14 protein-coding genes and 1 tRNA gene are annotated in these 17887 nt (G+C 66.3%); 14 read left to right on the top strand and 1 reads right to left on the bottom strand.

Going from position 1 to position 17887, the window contains the following annotated elements; all coding sequences use genetic code 11:
• Positions 1–138: 138 nt before the first annotated feature.
• Positions 139–1365: a pyridoxal phosphate-dependent aminotransferase gene (locus ACFWXQ_RS40620; protein WP_383935632.1), complete on the bottom strand. Its 1227-nt coding sequence runs from the start codon at positions 1363–1365 to the stop codon at positions 139–141.
• Positions 1366–1569: 204 nt separating this feature from the next.
• Here ACFWXQ_RS40620 and ACFWXQ_RS40615 point away from each other — a divergent pair.
• The 14 genes from ACFWXQ_RS40615 to rpsG all read left to right on the top strand — a co-directional run bounded on the left by ACFWXQ_RS40615 (position 1570) and on the right by rpsG (position 17887).
• Positions 1570–1642 (top strand) — tRNA-Trp (locus tag ACFWXQ_RS40615).
• Between the two features lie 110 nt (positions 1643–1752).
• Positions 1753–2040: a preprotein translocase subunit SecE gene (gene secE, locus ACFWXQ_RS40610; RefSeq protein ID WP_055517385.1), complete on the top strand. Its 288-nt coding sequence runs from the start codon at positions 1753–1755 to the stop codon at positions 2038–2040.
• A gap of 77 nt (positions 2041–2117) precedes the next feature.
• Positions 2118–3017 carry a transcription termination/antitermination protein NusG gene (gene nusG, locus ACFWXQ_RS40605; protein ID WP_383935629.1) on the top strand — a complete coding sequence of 300 codons (900 nt, stop codon included), beginning with the start codon at positions 2118–2120 and terminating at the stop codon, positions 3015–3017.
• A 144-nt stretch (positions 3018–3161) separates the two neighbouring features.
• Positions 3162–3596 carry a 50S ribosomal protein L11 gene (gene rplK / locus ACFWXQ_RS40600; protein ID WP_030359033.1) on the top strand — a complete coding sequence of 145 codons (435 nt, stop codon included), beginning with the start codon at positions 3162–3164 and terminating at the stop codon, positions 3594–3596.
• A gap of 77 nt (positions 3597–3673) precedes the next feature.
• Positions 3674–4399, top strand: coding sequence for a 50S ribosomal protein L1 (gene rplA / locus ACFWXQ_RS40595; protein ID WP_143642867.1), 726 nt, complete (start codon positions 3674–3676; stop codon positions 4397–4399).
• 163 nt (positions 4400–4562) lie between these two features.
• Entirely contained in the window at positions 4563–5474 is a 912-nt protein-coding gene (locus tag ACFWXQ_RS40590; RefSeq protein ID WP_383935626.1) for a hypothetical protein, read from the top strand.
• 181 nt (positions 5475–5655) lie between these two features.
• Positions 5656–6516, top strand: coding sequence for a DUF1396 domain-containing protein (locus tag ACFWXQ_RS40585; protein ID WP_383935624.1), 861 nt, complete (start codon positions 5656–5658; stop codon positions 6514–6516).
• 311 nt (positions 6517–6827) lie between these two features.
• Complete coding sequence (rplJ, locus tag ACFWXQ_RS40580) at positions 6828–7358, top strand: 50S ribosomal protein L10 (RefSeq protein WP_055610505.1); 531 nt, start codon at positions 6828–6830, stop codon at positions 7356–7358.
• A gap of 109 nt (positions 7359–7467) precedes the next feature.
• Positions 7468–7851 carry a 50S ribosomal protein L7/L12 gene (rplL, locus tag ACFWXQ_RS40575; RefSeq protein WP_269647142.1) on the top strand — a complete coding sequence of 128 codons (384 nt, stop codon included), beginning with the start codon at positions 7468–7470 and terminating at the stop codon, positions 7849–7851.
• 662 nt (positions 7852–8513) lie between these two features.
• Positions 8514–11996 carry a DNA-directed RNA polymerase subunit beta gene (rpoB, locus tag ACFWXQ_RS40570; RefSeq protein WP_383935622.1) on the top strand — a complete coding sequence of 1161 codons (3483 nt, stop codon included), beginning with the start codon at positions 8514–8516 and terminating at the stop codon, positions 11994–11996.
• A 97-nt stretch (positions 11997–12093) separates the two neighbouring features.
• On the top strand, positions 12094–15993 hold the full coding sequence (locus ACFWXQ_RS40565) for a DNA-directed RNA polymerase subunit beta' (protein ID WP_307523776.1): 3900 nt from the start codon (positions 12094–12096) through the stop codon (positions 15991–15993).
• Positions 15994–16289: 296 nt separating this feature from the next.
• Positions 16290–16754, top strand: coding sequence for a DUF1707 and DUF4190 domain-containing protein (locus ACFWXQ_RS40560; RefSeq protein ID WP_383935658.1), 465 nt, complete (start codon positions 16290–16292; stop codon positions 16752–16754).
• A gap of 288 nt (positions 16755–17042) precedes the next feature.
• The gene (gene rpsL, locus ACFWXQ_RS40555) at positions 17043–17414 is read left to right on the top strand and encodes a 30S ribosomal protein S12 (protein ID WP_003948652.1); all 372 of its coding nucleotides are present in this window, start codon (positions 17043–17045) and stop codon (positions 17412–17414) included.
• Between the two features lie 2 nt (positions 17415–17416).
• Complete coding sequence (gene rpsG, locus ACFWXQ_RS40550) at positions 17417–17887, top strand: 30S ribosomal protein S7 (RefSeq protein WP_030345396.1); 471 nt, start codon at positions 17417–17419, stop codon at positions 17885–17887.

Here is a 17887-nt window from a genome sequence, read left to right as displayed (position 1 = left end):
CCCCGGCGAATTCATTTTTTGTTTGGGATTCAATCTTTTGGTTTTGAGGCTCCAATTATTCAGCAACCCCCAGCCGGCTGCGCCGGGCCCCGCGGGGGGGCGCCCCCCCGCTCGTACCCGCTCACGGTGTGAGGAAGGTCAGTCCTTGGCCTCGGCCAGCAGCTTCTGGATCCGCGAGACGCCCTCGACGAGGTCCTCGTCACCCAGCGCGTACGAGAGGCGCAGGTAGCCCGGCGTGCCGAAGGCCTCGCCCGGGACGACCGCGACCTCGGCCTCCTCCAGGATCAGCGCGGCCAGCTCGACGGAGTTCTGCGGGCGCGTGCCGCGGATCTCCTTGCCGATGAGGGCCTTCACCGAGGGGTACGCGTAGAAGGCGCCCTCGGGCTCCGGGCAGAGCACGCCGTCGATCTCGTTGAGCATCCGCACGATGGTCTTCCGGCGGCGGTCGAAGGCCTCGCGCATCTCGGCGACGGCCTTCAGGTCCCCGGAGACGGCGGCGATGGCGGCGGCCTGGGCGACGTTCGACACGTTCGACGTGGCGTGTGACTGGAGGTTCGTCGCGGCCTTCACCACGTCCTTCGGGCCGACGATCCACCCGACACGCCAGCCGGTCATCGCATATGTCTTCGCGACGCCGTTGACCACGATGCACTTGTCGCGCAGCTCCGGCAGCACCGCCGGAAGGGAGGTGAACTTCGCGTCCCCGTAGACCAGGTGTTCGTAGATCTCGTCCGTCAGCACCCACAGACCGTGCTCGACGGCCCAGCGGCCGATCGCCTCGGTGTCCTCGGCGCTGTAGACGGCGCCCGTCGGGTTGGACGGCGACACGAAGAGGACGACCTTCGTCTTCTCCGTACGGGCCGCCTCCAGCTGCTCGACCGAGACGCGGTAGCCGGTGGTCTCGTCCGCGACGACCTCGACCGGGACACCGCCGGCGAGACGGATCGACTCCGGGTACGTCGTCCAGTAGGGCGCCGGGACGATGACCTCGTCGCCCGGGTCGAGGATCGCGGCGAACGCCTCGTAGATGGCCTGCTTGCCGCCGTTCGTCACCAGGACCTGGGAGGCGTCAACCTCGTAGCCGGAATCGCGCAGCGTCTTGGCGACGATCGCCGCCTTCAGCTCGGGAAGGCCGCCGGCCGGCGTGTACCGGTGGTACTTCGGGTTCTTGCAGGCCTCGATGGCGGCCTCGACGATGTAGCCCGGGGTCGGGAAGTCGGGCTCACCGGCGCCGAAGCCGATCACCGGACGTCCTGCGGCCTTGAGGGCCTTGGCCTTGGCGTCCACGGCGAGGGTGGCGGACTCGGAGATCGCACCGACCCGGGCGGAGACCCGGCGCTCGGTGGGAGGGGTTGCAGGGCTCATGGGCCCCATCGTTCCAGACACGAAACCTCCCCGGCACACCGGTTTCACAGAGTGAGCGCCGGCCGACAAAGTCCTTACGGACACTTTCTGTTCGACGACCGGCCGTCGACCACGTACACTCTCACCTCGTTGGCCTTCACCGGCCGCGCCCACCCGGTGCACACCGAGCACCCGGGCGGATGCGGTACGTTGTTGGGGAAACAAAGGGTCGTAGCTCAATTGGTAGAGCACTGGTCTCCAAAACCAGCGGTTGGGGGTTCAAGTCCCTCCGGCCCTGCTACACACTCCTTTCGCCAGGATGTGTGCGCATGTACGTACTGCAATGCACCGCCGTGCGGCTCATACCCGGGCGCGGCACGGCCACGACCCGGAATCAGGTGAGGACGAGTGACGGACGCCGTGGGCTCCATCGACATGCCTGATGCCCAGGATGAGGCGCCGGAGTCCCAGAAGAAGGGCCGCAAGGGCGGTAAGCGTGCCAAGAAGGGCCCGCTGAAGCGCCTTGCCCTCTTCTACCGCCAGATCGTCGCGGAACTCCGCAAGGTAGTCTGGCCGACCCGGAATCAGCTGACGACGTACACCACAGTGGTGATTGTGTTCGTGGTCATCATGATCGGTCTGGTGACTCTGATTGACTTCGGACTCGACAAGGCCGCCAAGTACGTATTCGGCTGAGCCAAGCGCGAAGGGCGCCGTACCCGGCGCCCGCTTTCGCGTGTTCCACCCCCATGATCCAGGAAGAAGCAGCCACCGTGTCTGACCCGAACCTGAACGACGCCGGCGAGTCGGTCGAGTCCGTTGACGACGAGCTCGAGATCGTCGAGGGCGCGGACGTCGAGGACGAGGTCGAGGCTGCCGACGCCGAAGCCGGCGAGGCCGCCGAAGAGGCTGCCCTGCACGTCGAGGACGAGTCCGGCGAGGATGTCGAGACCGACGCGGACGCCGAGGCCGATGCGGACGCCGAGGACCTGGCCGTCTCCGACGAGGCCGAAGAAGCCGAGAAGCTCGAAGAGCCCGAAGAAGAGGCCGAGCCGGTCGACCCCGTCGTGGCCCTCCGCGAGGAGCTCCGCAGGCTGCCCGGCGAGTGGTACGTCATCCACACGTACGCGGGTTACGAGAACCGCGTGAAGACGAACCTCGAACAGCGTGCCGTCTCTCTGAACGTCGAGGACTTCATCTTCGCGGCCGAGGTGCCGCAGGAAGAGGTCGCGCAGATCAAGAACGGCGAGCGCAAGACCGTCCGTCAGAACAAGCTCCCCGGCTACGTGCTGGTGCGCATGGACCTGACGAACGAGTCCTGGGGCGTCGTCCGCAACACGCCCGGTGTCACCGGCTTCGTGGGCAACGCGTACGACCCGTACCCGCTGACGCTGGACGAGATCGTCAAGATGCTCGCCCCGGAGGCCGAGGAGAAGGCCGCCCGTGAGGCTGCCGAGGCCGAGGGCAAGCCGGCTCCGTCCCGCAAGCTCGAGGTCCAGGTGCTGGACTTCGAGGTGGGCGACTCGGTCACCGTCACCGACGGCCCGTTCGCGACGCTGCAGGCGACCATCAACGAGATCAACGCCGACTCGAAGAAGGTCAAGGGCCTCGTCGAGATCTTCGGCCGCGAGACCCCGGTCGAGCTGAGCTTCGACCAGATCCAGAAGAACTAGCTCGTCACGGATTTTCCGTCCAGGTCAGGTTGGCTCTCGGAGCTGGCCTGACCTGCTCGGTTTCATGCCTCACCGCGATGTCGTTTATCGTGGTGCGGTTGCCTTTGGGCAACAGGAAACCAGGAAGTAGGAAGAGGACCCGGAATGCCTCCCAAGAAGAAGAAGGTCACGGGGCTCATCAAGCTCCAGATCCAGGCCGGTGCGGCCAACCCGGCGCCGCCGGTCGGCCCCGCGCTGGGCCAGCACGGCGTCAACATCATGGAGTTCTGCAAGGCCTACAACGCCGCGACCGAGTCGCAGCGTGGCTGGGTGATCCCGGTGGAGATCACGGTCTACGAAGACCGCTCCTTCACCTTCATCACCAAGACCCCGCCGGCCGCGAAGATGATCCTCAAGGCCGCGGGCGTGGAGAAGGGCTCCGGCGAGCCGCACAAGACCAAGGTCGCCAAGATCACCCAGGCGCAGGTCCGCGAGATCGCCACCACGAAGATGCCCGACCTGAACGCCAACGACCTGGACGCCGCGTCGAAGATCATCGCCGGCACCGCCCGTTCCATGGGCATCACGGTCGAGGGCTGACCTCCACCCCGTAGGAAAGACCGTGGCAGGGCCTGCTCGGCCCACACCACGACTCCTCAGAACACACAGGAGCAGTAGTGAGCAAGCGCAGCAAGTCTCTCCGCGCTGCGGACGCCAAGATCGACCGGGACAAGCAGTACGCCCCGCTCGAGGCCGTCCGTCTCGCCAAGGAGACCTCCACGAGCAAGTTCGACGGCACCGTCGAGGTCGCCTTCCGCCTGGGTGTCGACCCGCGCAAGGCCGACCAGATGGTCCGTGGCACCGTGAACCTCCCGCACGGCACCGGTAAGACCGCCCGGGTCCTGGTCTTCGCGACCGGTGACCGTGCCGAGGCAGCGACCGCCGCGGGCGCCGACATCGTCGGCTCCGACGAGCTCATCGACGAGGTGGCGAAGGGCCGGCTGGACTTCGACGCCGTCGTCGCCACCCCGGACCTCATGGGCAAGGTCGGCCGCCTGGGCCGTGTCCTCGGCCCCCGTGGTCTGATGCCGAACCCGAAGACCGGCACCGTGACCCCGGACGTGGCCAAGGCCGTGACCGAGATCAAGGGCGGCAAGATCGAGTTCCGCGTCGACAAGCACTCGAACCTGCACTTCATCATCGGCAAGACCTCGTTCGACGAGACCCAGCTGGTGGAGAACTACGGCGCCGCGCTGGAGGAGATCCTCCGTCTGAAGCCGTCCGCCGCCAAGGGCCGTTACATCCGGAAGGCCGCGATCAGCACGACGATCGGCCCCGGCATTCCGCTCGACCCGAACCGCACCCGCAACCTCCTCGTCGAGGAGGACCCGGCCGCCGTCTGAGCCTGACGCTCACCGGCAGCCGCGTCGCACACGCGATTCCAGGACGGGCCCCGCAACCTTTCGAGGTGCGGGGCCCGTCCCTCTTTGTCAGATGCCCGAATCCGGACCGGGTGTCAGTGCCCTGCGCTAGCGTGCAAGGCACAGGAATCGCATAGGGGGACGAATGAAGAGCACTGCCGTGCGACGCGCGACTGTCTCGATCGCGATGGCCGCCGCGCTGACGGGGGTCGCGGCCTGTAGCGGCTCGGACTCCGAAGGGGGCTCGGGCGGGAGTTCGGGAGGGGGCGACAAGGCGGCCGGCAAGGCCAAGACCCAGGCGAACCCGATCTCGGCCCTGCGCTCCGTCGAGAAGTCCACTGACAAGGCCGACTCCGCCAAGGTCGAGTCCACCACGACCATGGGCACCATGATGTCCATGGAGGCGGACGGCGCCCTCGGCTGGTCCGACGGCCTCATCGGCAACCTGACGATCACGTACACCGGCGGCACGATGGCCGACCAGATGCGCCAGCTGGGCACCACCTCCATGGAGGCCCGCTATCTGCCGGACGCCTACTACGCGAAGATGGGCGACAAGTTCGCCGAGCAGTCCGGCGGCAAGCACTGGATCAAGTACGCGTACGACGACCTGGCGGACCTCGCCGGCGGGTCGGGCGCGTACATGAAGGACCAGATGCAGAACACCACGCCGAACCAGTCGGTGAAGCTTCTGCTGGCCTCCGGGGACGTCAAGAAGGTCGGCGAGGAGAAGGTGCGCGGCGAGAACACCACGCACTACTCGGGCACGGTCGACGTGGCGGACCTGGCGGGCGAGAGCTCGAACCTCACCGCGGACCAACTGGCCGACATGAAGCGCCAGCTGGAGCAGGCCGGAGTCACCACCGAGACCATCGACATATGGGTCAACGACGAGGACCTGCTGGTCAAGAAGGTCGAGAAGGGCGAGCTGGCGACCGGCTCGATGTCCTCGACGGCTTTCTACAGCGACTACGGCGTGAAGGTCTCCACCGAGGAGCCCCCGGCCGGCGACACCGCCGACTTCAAGGACCTGATGCAGACTCAGCCGGCGGCCTGACAGCTTTTATGAGACACAGGGGGCGCCACCCATGAGTCCCGGGTGTCGCCCCAGGCATCCCGGTGTCACACAGGTGTCCGGGTGTCACACAGGCCTCAAGGAACTCGGAGGACTGCCGAGTCCCGCTGGGATACGCTCGCGCCCTGTCTGTGAGTCGCTCATCAGTTCCTTGGGGGGAACCATGAAGCTTTCTGTGCGCGGATCCGTGCGTCGTAGGACGACCGGTGCGGCACTCGCCGCGCTGGTCCTCGCCGGGGGTGCCGTCGGCTGTTCGAAGGACGGCGCGAGCGAGGAGTCGCCGAAGATGACGCCCGCCGCGGCCGTGGCCAAGGCGGCGAAGAACACGGAGGACATCACCTCCATCAGCTACCGGATGACCGGCAGGACCCCCGAGGAGGGGCGCGTCAAGGCCGATGCCCAGATGCGCATGAAGCCCGACGTCGCCATGAGCATGAAGATGACCGCCCTCGACCAGGGCGCGGACGGCACCGCCGAGATCCGCCTCGTCGACAAGGCGATGTACATAGGCGGAGGCGCCGCGGCCGCCAAGGAGATGGACGGCAAGAGCTGGATCAAGTTCGACCTGTCCACCCTGGGCGACGACGCGCTGGGCGGCGCGGCTCCGGGCGCCGGGACGGCCGACAAGAACCCGGCCCAGGAGTCCACCTTCCTCACCGGCTCCAAGGACGTGAAGAAGGTCGGCACCGAGAAGGTCGAGGGCGTCGAGACCACCCACTACAAGGGCACGGTCACGCTCGACGAGTTCCGCAAGTCCCTCAAGGACGAGACCAAGACCACCCGCGAGCAGCGGGAGAAGAGCCTTGAGCAGTACGAGAAGATGGGCGTGGACGCGCTCACGATGGACATGTGGATCGACGGCGACGACCGCACCAAGCAGTTCCGTATGCAGGGTGACGCCGACAAGGGCAAGCTCGACATGACCATCACCTTCGTCGACTACAACAAGCCCGTGACGGTCGAGGCGCCGCCCGCCAAGGACGTCATGGACCTGGCCGAGATGATGGGCGACATCGAGGGCTGACCTCGGAGTGGGCCGGCGTACACCGTCGGCCCACGTACGGATTTGCTTGACAGCGACCCGTTCACGTAACCTTCCACAGAAGCCAAAGACCGCTGGTCGTTGCCGTGTGCTCGTGAGAGGGCGCGGTGACCGAAGGATCCGCTGAAACTGCGGACGACCCGCGTAGGTGACTGTGGATGAACTCCCGGACAGTCCCGTACCTCGTACGGATTCCGTTCGGTCGAGTCACGCCCCGTGCGCCTGCGCCGGGGCGTTTCGTTTTCCCAGTCTCCTTCTGAGCGGTCCTCATCACCCGGAAGGAGGCCACGCTTATGGCAAGGCCCGACAAGGCTGCCGCGGTAGCCGAGCTCGCGGACCAGTTCCGCAGCTCGAACGCCGCTGTGCTGACCGAGTACCGGGGTCTCACCGTGGCGCAGCTCAAGACGCTGCGTCGTTCGCTCGGTGAAGACGCCCAGTACGCCGTGGTGAAGAACACGCTGACCAAGATCGCGGCCAACGAGGCCGGGATCTCGACGCTCGACGACCTGTTCAACGGTCCGACGGCGGTTGCCTTCATCTCCGGTGACCCGGTGACGTCGGCGAAGGGTCTTCGTGACTTCGCCAAGGACAACCCCAACCTCGTCATCAAGGGCGGTGTCCTTGACGGCAAGGCGCTGTCCGCCGACGAGATCAAGAAGCTTGCGGACCTCGAGTCCCGCGAGGTTCTGCTCGCCAAGCTGGCGGGTGCCATGAAGGGCAAGCAGACTCAGGCTGCGCAGCTCTTCCAGGCGCTTCCGTCGAAGTTCGTCCGCACTGCGGAGGCGCTTCGCGTCAAGCTCGAAGAGCAGGGCGGTGCCGAGTAATTCGGCTCGCGCATTGACCGCCGCCTGAGGCGACGGTCGTAGCGGGCCGAACGTACGCCCGCCTCACCAGTACATCCGGCACCTGCCGAATTAGTGGAAGGACGCCATCATGGCGAAGCTGTCCCAGGAAGAGCTGCTCGCGCAGTTCGAGTCCCTCACCCTCATCGAGCTCTCCGAGTTCGTTAAGGCCTTCGAGGAGAAGTTCGACGTCACCGCCGCCGCCGCGGTCGCCGTTGCCGGCCCCGCCGGTGCCGCCGCCCCCGCCGAGGCCGAGGCCGAGCAGGACGAGTTCGACGTCATCCTCACGGGTGCCGGCGAGAAGAAGATCCAGGTCATCAAGGTCGTGCGTGAGCTGACCTCGCTCGGCCTGAAGGAGGCCAAGGACCTCGTGGACGGCGCTCCGAAGCCGGTCCTCGAGAAGGTCGCCAAGGACGCCGCCGAGAAGGCCGCCGAGTCCCTCAAGGGCGCCGGCGCCTCCGTCGAGGTCAAGTAACACCACGAGCCGTCCGCCAGGCGCCCTCAGGGGCGCCGTGGCAGCGGCTCGGCGAGCCGACACAGCCCCTCCCGCAGGGGCTGTAACGCTGACGCACCGAAGAGCGATCATCCATCTGGGTGGTCGCTCTTCGGCGTTCGAGGGGGCCGTGCTGCGACTGCCTTGCACTGTCGGTCGCTACGAGTATGGTGATCTTCGTTCGTGCCTCCGGCCGCCCTGTGACGGGCAGCAAGACAGGGTGCAAGACGGGTTGCAAGTGACGATGGCAGCACCCGGTTCGGGCATGGGGGGCCTTGACGAACCGCACGCAGCGCGCAATTCTCAGGACGCGTCGTCACAACGATCCGGATCCGAGGCATGGATCGGTGGCGAAGAGGGCAGTATCGATGTGCATCGAGGGCGTGGCTTGCAGCAGGGGTTGAGAACAACGAGGGTCTTCAAAAACCCGCACTGGACATCAGTGGGCCTAGTGGCTACACTGACCCTTTGCGCTGCCTGTTAGCTGCCTCCTGCCCGTCACCAGGGGCATGCCCTCGCTTCAGCACTGTGGATTGAACCGATCCTGACCTGGCCTTTTGGCTGATTCAGGAAACGGCTGTCCCGGTGTCCGGCTTGGGACCGGTACGCGCGTAGTGAGTCCGAGCCCTCGGAAGGACCCCCTCTTGGCCGCCTCGCGCACTGCCTCCGCGAATACGAACAACGGCGCCAGCACCGCCCCGCTGCGCATCTCTTTTGCAAAGATCAAGGAGCCCCTCGAGGTTCCGAACCTTCTTGCGCTGCAAACCGAGAGCTTCGACTGGCTGCTCGGAAACGACGCGTGGAAGGCTCGTGTCGAGGCGGCTCTGGACAGCGGACAGGACGTCCCCACCAAGTCCGGTCTGGAGGAGATCTTCGAGGAGATCTCCCCGATCGAGGACTTCTCCGGGTCGATGTCCCTGACATTCCGCGACCACCGCTTCGAGCCTCCCAAGAACTCGATCGACGAGTGCAAGGAGCGCGACTTCACGTACGCCGCCCCGCTCTTCGTCACGGCCGAGTTCACCAACAACGAGACCGGCGAGATCAAGTCCCAGACGGTCTTCATGGGTGATTTCCCGCTCATGACCAACAAGGGCACCTTCGTCATCAACGGCACCGAGCGTGTCGTCGTGACGCAGCTGGTCCGTTCGCCGGGTGTCTACTTCGACTCCTCCATCGACAAGACGTCCGACAAGGACATCTTCTCGGTCAAGGTCATCCCCTCCCGGGGTGCCTGGCTGGAGATGGAGATCGACAAGCGCGACATGGTCGGTGTCCGCATCGACCGCAAGCGCAAGCAGTCCGTCACCGTTCTCCTGAAGGCTCTCGGCTGGACGACCGAGCAGATCCTCGAGGAGTTCGGCGAGTACGAGTCCATGCGCGCCACCCTGGAGAAGGACCACACCCAGGGCCAGGACGACGCACTGCTCGACATCTACCGCAAGCTGCGTCCGGGCGAGCCCCCGACCCGTGAGGCCGCGCAGACGCTGCTCGAGAACCTCTACTTCAACCCGAAGCGCTACGACCTCGCCAACGTCGGCCGTTACAAGGTCAACAAGAAGCTGGGCAGCGAGGCCCCGCTGGACGCCGGGATCCTGACCGTCGAAGACATCATCGAGACGATCAAGTACCTGGTGAAGCTGCACGCCGGTGAGACCGAGACCGTTGGTCCCAACGGTGCCTCGATCGTCGTCGAGACCGACGACATCGACCACTTCGGCAACCGTCGTCTGCGCAACGTCGGCGAGCTCATCCAGAACCAGGTCCGTACGGGTCTGGCGCGTATGGAGCGTGTCGTCCGCGAGCGGATGACGACCCAGGACGTCGAGGCGATCACGCCGCAGACCCTGATCAACATCCGGCCGGTCGTCGCCTCCATCAAGGAGTTCTTCGGCACCAGCCAGCTGTCGCAGTTCATGGACCAGAACAACCCGCTGTCGGGCCTGACGCACAAGCGTCGTCTCAACGCGCTCGGCCCGGGTGGTCTGTCCCGTGAGCGGGCCGGCTTCGAAGTCCGTGACGTGCACCCCTCGCACTACGGCCGCATGTGTCCGATCGAGACCCCCGAAGGCCCGAACATCGGCCTGATCGGCTCGCTCGCCTCCTACGGCCGGATCAACGCGTTCGGTTTCGTCGAGACGCCGTACCGCAAGGTCGTCGAGGGTCAGGTCAGCGACGACGTCGACTACCTCACCGCCGACGAGGAGGACCGGTTCGTCATCGCGCAGGCCAACGCCTCGCTCAATGACGACATGCGCTTCGACGAGGCCCGTGTCCTGGTCCGCCGCCGTGGCGGAGAGGTCGACTACGTCCCCGGTGACGACGTCGACTACATGGACGTCTCGCCGCGCCAGATGGTGTCCGTCGCGACCGCGATGATCCCCTTCCTGGAGCACGACGACGCCAACCGTGCCCTCATGGGCGCGAACATGATGCGCCAGGCCGTGCCGCTGATCACCGCCGAGGCCCCCCTCGTCGGTACGGGCATGGAGTACCGCTGCGCCGTCGACGCCGGTGACGTCATCAAGGCCGAGAAGGCGGGTGTCGTCCAGGAGGTCTCCGCGGACTACATCACCGTCGCCAACGACGACGGCACGTACACCACGTACCGCGTCGCGAAGTTCTCGCGCTCCAACCAGGGCACCTCGGTCAACCAGAAGGTGATCGTCGACGAGGGCGACCGGGTCGTCGAGAACCAGGTTCTCGCCGACGGTCCGGCCACCCAGGAAGGCGAGATGGCGCTGGGCAAGAACCTGCTCGTCGCCTTCATGCCGTGGGAGGGTCACAACTACGAGGACGCGATCATCCTGTCGCAGCGCCTCGTCCAGGACGACGTCCTCTCCTCGATCCACATCGAGGAGCACGAGGTCGACGCCCGTGACACCAAGCTCGGCCCCGAGGAGATCACCCGGGACATCCCGAACGTCTCCGAGGAGGTCCTGGCCGACCTCGACGAGCGCGGCATCATCCGCATCGGTGCCGAGGTCGTCGCCGGCGACATCCTGGTCGGCAAGGTCACGCCCAAGGGTGAGACCGAGCTGACCCCGGAGGAGCGCCTGCTCCGCGCGATCTTCGGTGAGAAGGCGCGCGAGGTGCGCGACACCTCGCTGAAGGTGCCGCACGGCGAGATCGGCAAGGTCATCGGCGTCCGCGTCTTCGACCGTGAAGAGGGCGACGAGCTGCCGCCGGGCGTGAACCAGCTGGTTCGTGTCTACGTGGCGCAGAAGCGCAAGATCACGGACGGTGACAAGCTCGCCGGCCGGCACGGAAACAAGGGCGTCATCTCCAAGATCCTTCCGATCGAGGACATGCCCTTCCTCGAGGACGGCACGCCCGTCGACATCATCCTCAACCCGCTGGGTGTCCCGTCCCGAATGAACCCGGGACAGGTCCTGGAGATCCACCTCGGCTGGCTCGCCAGCCGCGGCTGGGACGTCTCCGGTCTGGCGGACGACTGGGCGCAGCGCCTTCAGGCCATCGAGGCCGACAAGGTCGACCCGGGCACGAACGTCGCCACCCCCGTCTTCGACGGTGCGCGTGAGGACGAGCTGGCCGGTCTGCTGCAGCACACGATTCCGAACCGCGACGGCGAGCGCATGGTGCTCCCCACCGGTAAGGCGCCTCTGTTCGACGGCCGCTCCGGCGAGCCGTTCCCGGAGCCGATCTCGGTCGGCTACATGTACATCCTCAAGCTCCACCACCTGGTCGACGACAAGCTCCACGCGCGCTCGACCGGTCCGTACTCGATGATCACCCAGCAGCCGCTGGGTGGTAAGGCCCAGTTCGGTGGCCAGCGCTTCGGTGAGATGGAGGTGTGGGCGCTGGAGGCTTATGGCGCCGCTTACGCCCTCCAGGAACTGCTGACCATCAAGTCCGACGACGTGACCGGCCGCGTGAAGGTCTACGAGGCCATCGTCAAGGGCGAGAACATCCCCGAGCCCGGCATTCCCGAGTCCTTCAAGGTGCTCATCAAGGAAATGCAGTCGCTCTGCCTCAACGTGGAGGTGCTGTCCTCGGACGGCATGTCCATCGAGATGCGCGACACGGACGAGGACGTCTTCCGCGCCGCGGAGGAGCTCGGTATCGACCTGTCCCGGCGCGAGCCGAGCAGCGTCGAAGAGGTCTGACGGGTCTGGCCGGGGCTCCCTGAACAAGAGCCCCGGCTAACCCCGGACCCCAGTCAGACCAGTGAAGAATCGACCCCGAAAGAGGGATTGACGACAAGTGCTCGACGTCAACTTCTTCGACGAGCTGCGGATCGGCCTTGCTACCGCTGACGACATTCGTCAGTGGTCACACGGTGAGGTCAAGAAGCCGGAGACCATCAACTACCGCACCCTCAAGCCCGAAAAGGACGGACTCTTCTGCGAGAAGATCTTCGGTCCGACCCGGGACTGGGAGTGCTACTGCGGCAAGTACAAGCGTGTCCGCTTCAAGGGCATCATCTGCGAGCGCTGCGGCGTCGAGGTCACTCGCGCCAAGGTGCGTCGTGAGCGGATGGGCCACATCGAACTGGCCGCGCCTGTTACCCACATCTGGTACTTCAAGGGCGTTCCGTCGCGGCTGGGCTACCTGCTCGACCTCGCCCCGAAGGACCTCGAGAAGGTCATCTACTTCGCCGCGTACATGATCACGTACGTGGACGACGAGCGTCGTACCCGCGACCTGCCGTCGCTGGAGGCCCACGTCTCCGTCGAGCGTCAGCAGATCGAGAACCGCCGCGACGCCGACCTCGAGACCCGCGCCAAGAAGCTCGAGACCGACCTGGCCGAGCTTGAGGCCGAGGGCGCCAAGGCCGACGTACGCCGCAAGGTGCGCGAAGGTGCCGAGCGTGAGATGAAGCAGCTGCGCGACCGTTCGCAGCGCGAGATCGACCGTCTCGACGAGGTGTGGACCCGATTCAAGAACCTCAAGGTCCAGGACCTGGAGGGTGACGAGCTCCTCTACCGCGAGCTGCGTGACCGCTTCGGGACCTACTTCGACGGCTCCATGGGTGCGGCTGCCCTGCAGAAGCGCCTGGAGTCCTTCGACCTGGACGAGGAGGCCGAGCGCCTCCGCGAGATCATCCGTACCGGCAAGGGCCAGAAGAAGACCCGTGCGCTGAAGCGGCTGAAGGTCGTGTCTGCGTTCCTGCAGACCTCCAACAGCCCCAAGGGCATGGTCCTCGACTGCGTCCCGGTCATCCCGCCGGACCTTCGCCCGATGGTGCAGCTGGACGGTGGCCGCTTCGCGACCTCCGACCTGAACGACCTGTACCGCCGTGTGATCAACCGCAACAACCGCCTGAAGCGGCTTCTCGACCTCGGCGCGCCCGAGATCATCGTGAACAACGAGAAGCGCATGCTCCAGGAGGCCGTCGACGCGCTCTTCGACAACGGCCGTCGTGGTCGCCCGGTCACGGGCCCCGGCAACCGTCCGCTGAAGTCGCTGTCCGACATGCTCAAGGGCAAGCAGGGCCGCTTCCGTCAGAACCTGCTCGGCAAGCGTGTGGACTACTCCGCGCGTTCCGTGATCGTCGTCGGTCCGCAGCTGAAGCTGCACCAGTGCGGTCTGCCGAAGGCCATGGCGCTGGAGCTCTTCAAGCCGTTCGTGATGAAGCGCCTGGTCGACCTGAACCACGCGCAGAACATCAAGAGCGCCAAGCGGATGGTCGAGCGCGGCCGCACGGTCGTGTACGACGTCCTGGAAGAGGTCATCGCCGAGCACCCGGTTCTGCTGAACCGTGCGCCGACGCTGCACCGCCTCGGCATCCAGGCCTTCGAGCCGCAGCTGGTCGAGGGCAAGGCCATCCAGATCCACCCGCTCGTCTGCACCGCGTTCAACGCGGACTTCGACGGTGACCAGATGGCCGTGCACCTGCCGCTCTCCGCGGAGGCGCAGGCCGAGGCCCGCATCCTGATGCTGTCCTCGAACAACATCCTCAAGCCCGCCGACGGCCGTCCGGTGACGATGCCGACCCAGGACATGGTCCTCGGTCTGTTCTTCCTCACCACCGACGGCGAGCTGCGGGACGTCAAGGGCGAGGGCCGGTCCTTCGGCTCCGCGGCCGAGGCGATCATGGCGTTCGACGCCGGCGACCTCTCGCTGCAGTCGCGCGTGGACATCCGCTTCCCGGTGGGCACCATCCCGCCGCGCGGCTGGACCCCGCCGGCTCAGGAGGAGGGCGACCCGGAGTGGCAGCAGGGTGACACCTTCCGCCTGAACACCACGCTGGGCCGCGCGCTCTTCAACGAGCTGCTGCCCGAGGACTACCCGTTCGTCGACTACGAGGTCGGCAAGAAGCAGCTCTCCGAGATCGTCAACGACCTCGCCGAGCGCTACCCCAAGGTCATCGTGGCGGCGACGCTCGACAACCTGAAGGCGGCCGGCTTCTACTGGGCGACCCGTTCCGGCGTCACCGTGGCCATCTCCGACATCGTCGTTCCCGACGCGAAGCGCGCGATCGTCAAGGGCTACGAGGACCAGGACGAGAAGGTCCAGAAGCAGTACGAGCGTGGTCTGATCACCAAGGACGAGCGCACGCAGGAGCTCATCGCGATCTGGACCAAGGCGACCAACGAGGTCGCCGAGGCGATGAACGCGAACTTCCCGAAGACCAACCCGGTCTCGATGATGGTCAACTCGGGCGCTCGCGGAAACATGATGCAGATGCGTCAGATCGCCGGTATGCGTGGTCTGGTGTCGAACGCCAAGAACGAGACGATCCCGCGTCCCATCAAGGCGTCCTTCCGTGAAGGCCTGTCCGTGCTGGAGTACTTCATCTCCACGCACGGTGCCCGTAAGGGTCTGGCCGACACCGCCCTGCGTACCGCCGACTCGGGTTACCTCACCCGTCGTCTGGTGGACGTCTCGCAGGACGTCATCATCCGCGAGGAGGACTGCGGCACCGACCGCGGCCTGCGTCTGGCGATCGCCGAGCGGGGCGCCGACGGCGTCCTGCGCAAGACGGAGAACGTCGAGACCAGCGTGTACGCACGTGCGCTGGCCGAGGACATCACCGTCGACGGCAAGGTGCTGGCCCCGGCCAACACCGACCTGGGCGACGTCCTCATCGACGAGCTCGTCAAGTACGGCATCGAGGAGGTCAAGACCCGTTCGGTCCTGACCTGCGAGTCCGCCGTCGGTACCTGCGCCATGTGCTACGGCCGTTCGCTGGCCACCGGCAAGCTGGTCGACATCGGTGAGGCGGTCGGCATCATCGCCGCCCAGTCCATCGGTGAGCCCGGCACGCAGCTGACGATGCGTACCTTCCACACCGGTGGTGTGGCCGGTGACGACATCACCCAGGGTCTGCCCCGTGTCGTCGAGCTCTTCGAGGCTCGTACGCCGAAGGGTGTCGCCCCGATCTCCGAGGCCTCCGGCCGCGTGCGGATCGAGGAGACCGAGAAGACCAAGAAGCTCGTCGTCACTCCGGACGACGGCAGCGACGAGACGGCGTTCCCGATCTCGAAGCGTGCCCGTCTGCTGGTGGGCGAGGGCGACCACGTCGAGGTGGGCCAGAAGCTCACCGTGGGTGCCACCAACCCGCACGACGTGCTGCGCATCCTCGGTCAGCGGGCCGTCCAGGTCCACCTGGTCGGCGAAGTCCAGCGGGTCTACAACTCGCAGGGCGTGTCGATCCACGACAAGCACATCGAGATCATCATCCGGCAGATGCTCCGCCGTGTGACGATCATCGAGTCGGGCGACGCGGAGCTGCTGCCCGGCGAGCTCGTCGAGCGGTCGAAGTTCGAGACCGAGAACCGTCGTGTGGTCCAGGAAGGCGGCCACCCGGCCTCCGGCCGTCCGCAGCTGATGGGTATCACCAAGGCATCGCTGGCCACCGAGTCGTGGCTGTCGGCGGCGTCCTTCCAGGAGACGACCAGGGTTCTGACGGACGCGGCGATCAACGCCAAGTCCGACTCCCTGATCGGCCTCAAGGAGAACGTCATCATCGGTAAGCTCATCCCGGCCGGTACGGGCCTGTCCCGCTACCGCAACATCCGGGTCGAGCCGACCGAGGAGGCCAAGGCCGCGATGTACTCGGCCGTCGGCTACGACGACATCGACTACTCGCCGTTCGGCACGGGCTCCGGCCAGGCCGTTCCGCTGGAGGACTACGACTACGGTCCGTACAACCAGTAAGCGGGTTGCTTGAGTTGAAGGGCGGTCACCCTGAGGGGTGGCCGCCCTTCGGCTTTTCCCGTGACGGGAACCTATGCCGGAAATGCCGCGTTGGAGCATGATGGAAGCCCAGTCTTTCGGGGGGAGGTGCTCCCGTGTCGTACCCGTCGTGGCAGCCCGGGGAGGGGCCGAAGGATGCGCAGGCCCGGCCGGGGCCGGGTGGTGTGCCGTCCTGGCGCGGGCAGGGGGGTCAGCAGCCCGTCTGGTACGGGCAGGGCGGCCCTCCGCAGCCCGGGTACGGGGACAGTGGGCATTCCATGCTCGCCTCGCACGCGGACCGGGAGCGGGCCGTCGACGTGCTCAGAGCCGGCTTCGGCGAGGGGCGCATGGAGCAGGCCGAGTTCGAGAAGCGCGTGGCGCGGGCCTACGCGGCCCGTACGGTGGGCGAGCTGGCCCTTCTGGTGGCCGACCTGCCCCAGGGGCCCGTACCGCTGCCGGCGGCCGTAGCGGCCGTGCCACGGACGTTCCTGCCCCTTCCCGTGCCGAAGACGAACGAGAAGGCGATCGGCTCGGCGATCTGCGGCGGGCTGTGCCTGGTGACCTTCGGGCTCACCGGTCTTCCCGCGGTGATTCTCGGCCATTCCGCGCGCTCCGAGATCCGTCGCAGAGGCGAGGGCGGTGACGGTCTCGCGCTCACCGGACTGGTCATCGGATGGCTGGCCACGGCCAGCTGGACCCTTGTGGTGACGCTGCTGCTCATCGCCGCGCTGACGACCGGATGAAGATCACGGACGGCGTGGCGGGTTGGCATGGTCCGCTCAGAGATGTTAGTGCGGCCCATTTGTTTTGACCGCAGCCTATGAGGTAGGTACGCTCAGACCTTGTGCCTGGGGTGTGCCCTGGCTCCCGTGCGTGCCTTCAAACCGCAAGGGGAGTCGTAAGCGGCCACCGTAAATCTGCGCTCTTCTCGCTTCACGGCGAGAGTCTGCAGGATTCGACACACCCGACCGCGTGGGTCGGCGATGTTCCAGGTTAGCTTCACCATTCGGCACACAGAAACCGGAGAAGTAGTGCCTACGATCCAGCAGCTGGTCCGGAAGGGCCGGCAGGACAAGGTCGAGAAGAACAAGACGCCCGCACTCGAGGGTTCGCCCCAGCGTCGCGGCGTCTGCACGCGTGTGTTCACGACCACCCCGAAGAAGCCGAACTCGGCCCTGCGTAAGGTCGCGCGTGTGCGTCTGACCAGCGGGATCGAAGTCACCGCTTACATTCCGGGTGAGGGACACAACCTGCAGGAGCACTCCATCGTGCTCGTGCGTGGTGGCCGTGTGAAGGACCTGCCGGGTGTTCGCTACAAGATCATCCGAGGTTCCCTGGACACCCAGGGTGTCAAGAACCGCAAGCAGGCCCGCAGCCGCTACGGCGCCAAGAAGGAGAAGTAGAAATGCCTCGTAAGGGCCCCGCCCCGAAGCGCCCGGTCATCATCGACCCGGTCTACGGTTCTCCTCTTGTCACGTCGCTCATCAACAAGGTGCTGCTGAACGGCAAGCGCTCCACCGCCGAGCGCATCGTCTACGGCGCCATGGAGGGCCTGCGCGAGAAGACCGGCAACGACCCGGTCATCACGCTCAAGCGCGCTCTTGAGAACATCAAGCCGACCCTCGAGGTCAAGTCCCGCCGTGTCGGTGGCGCCACCTACCAGGTGCCGGTCGAGGTCAAGCCCGGCCGCGCGAGCACCCTGGCGCTGCGCTGGCTGGTCGGTTACTCCCGCGCCCGTCGCGAGAAGACCATGACCGAGCGTCTGCTCAACGAGCTTCTCGACGCCTCCAACGGCCTCGGTGCCGCTGTGAAGAAGCGCGAGGACACCCACAAGATGGCCGAGTCCAACAAGGCCTTCGCGCACTACCGCTGGTAG

Origin of the sequence: Streptomyces sp. NPDC058697 (assembly GCF_042715345.1) — a bacterium.
Taxonomy (GTDB): Bacteria; Actinomycetota; Actinomycetes; order Streptomycetales; family Streptomycetaceae; genus Streptomyces; species Streptomyces liliifuscus.
Note: the sequence above shows the minus strand (reverse complement) of the source record. Positions and strands in the feature narration are given on the sequence as shown.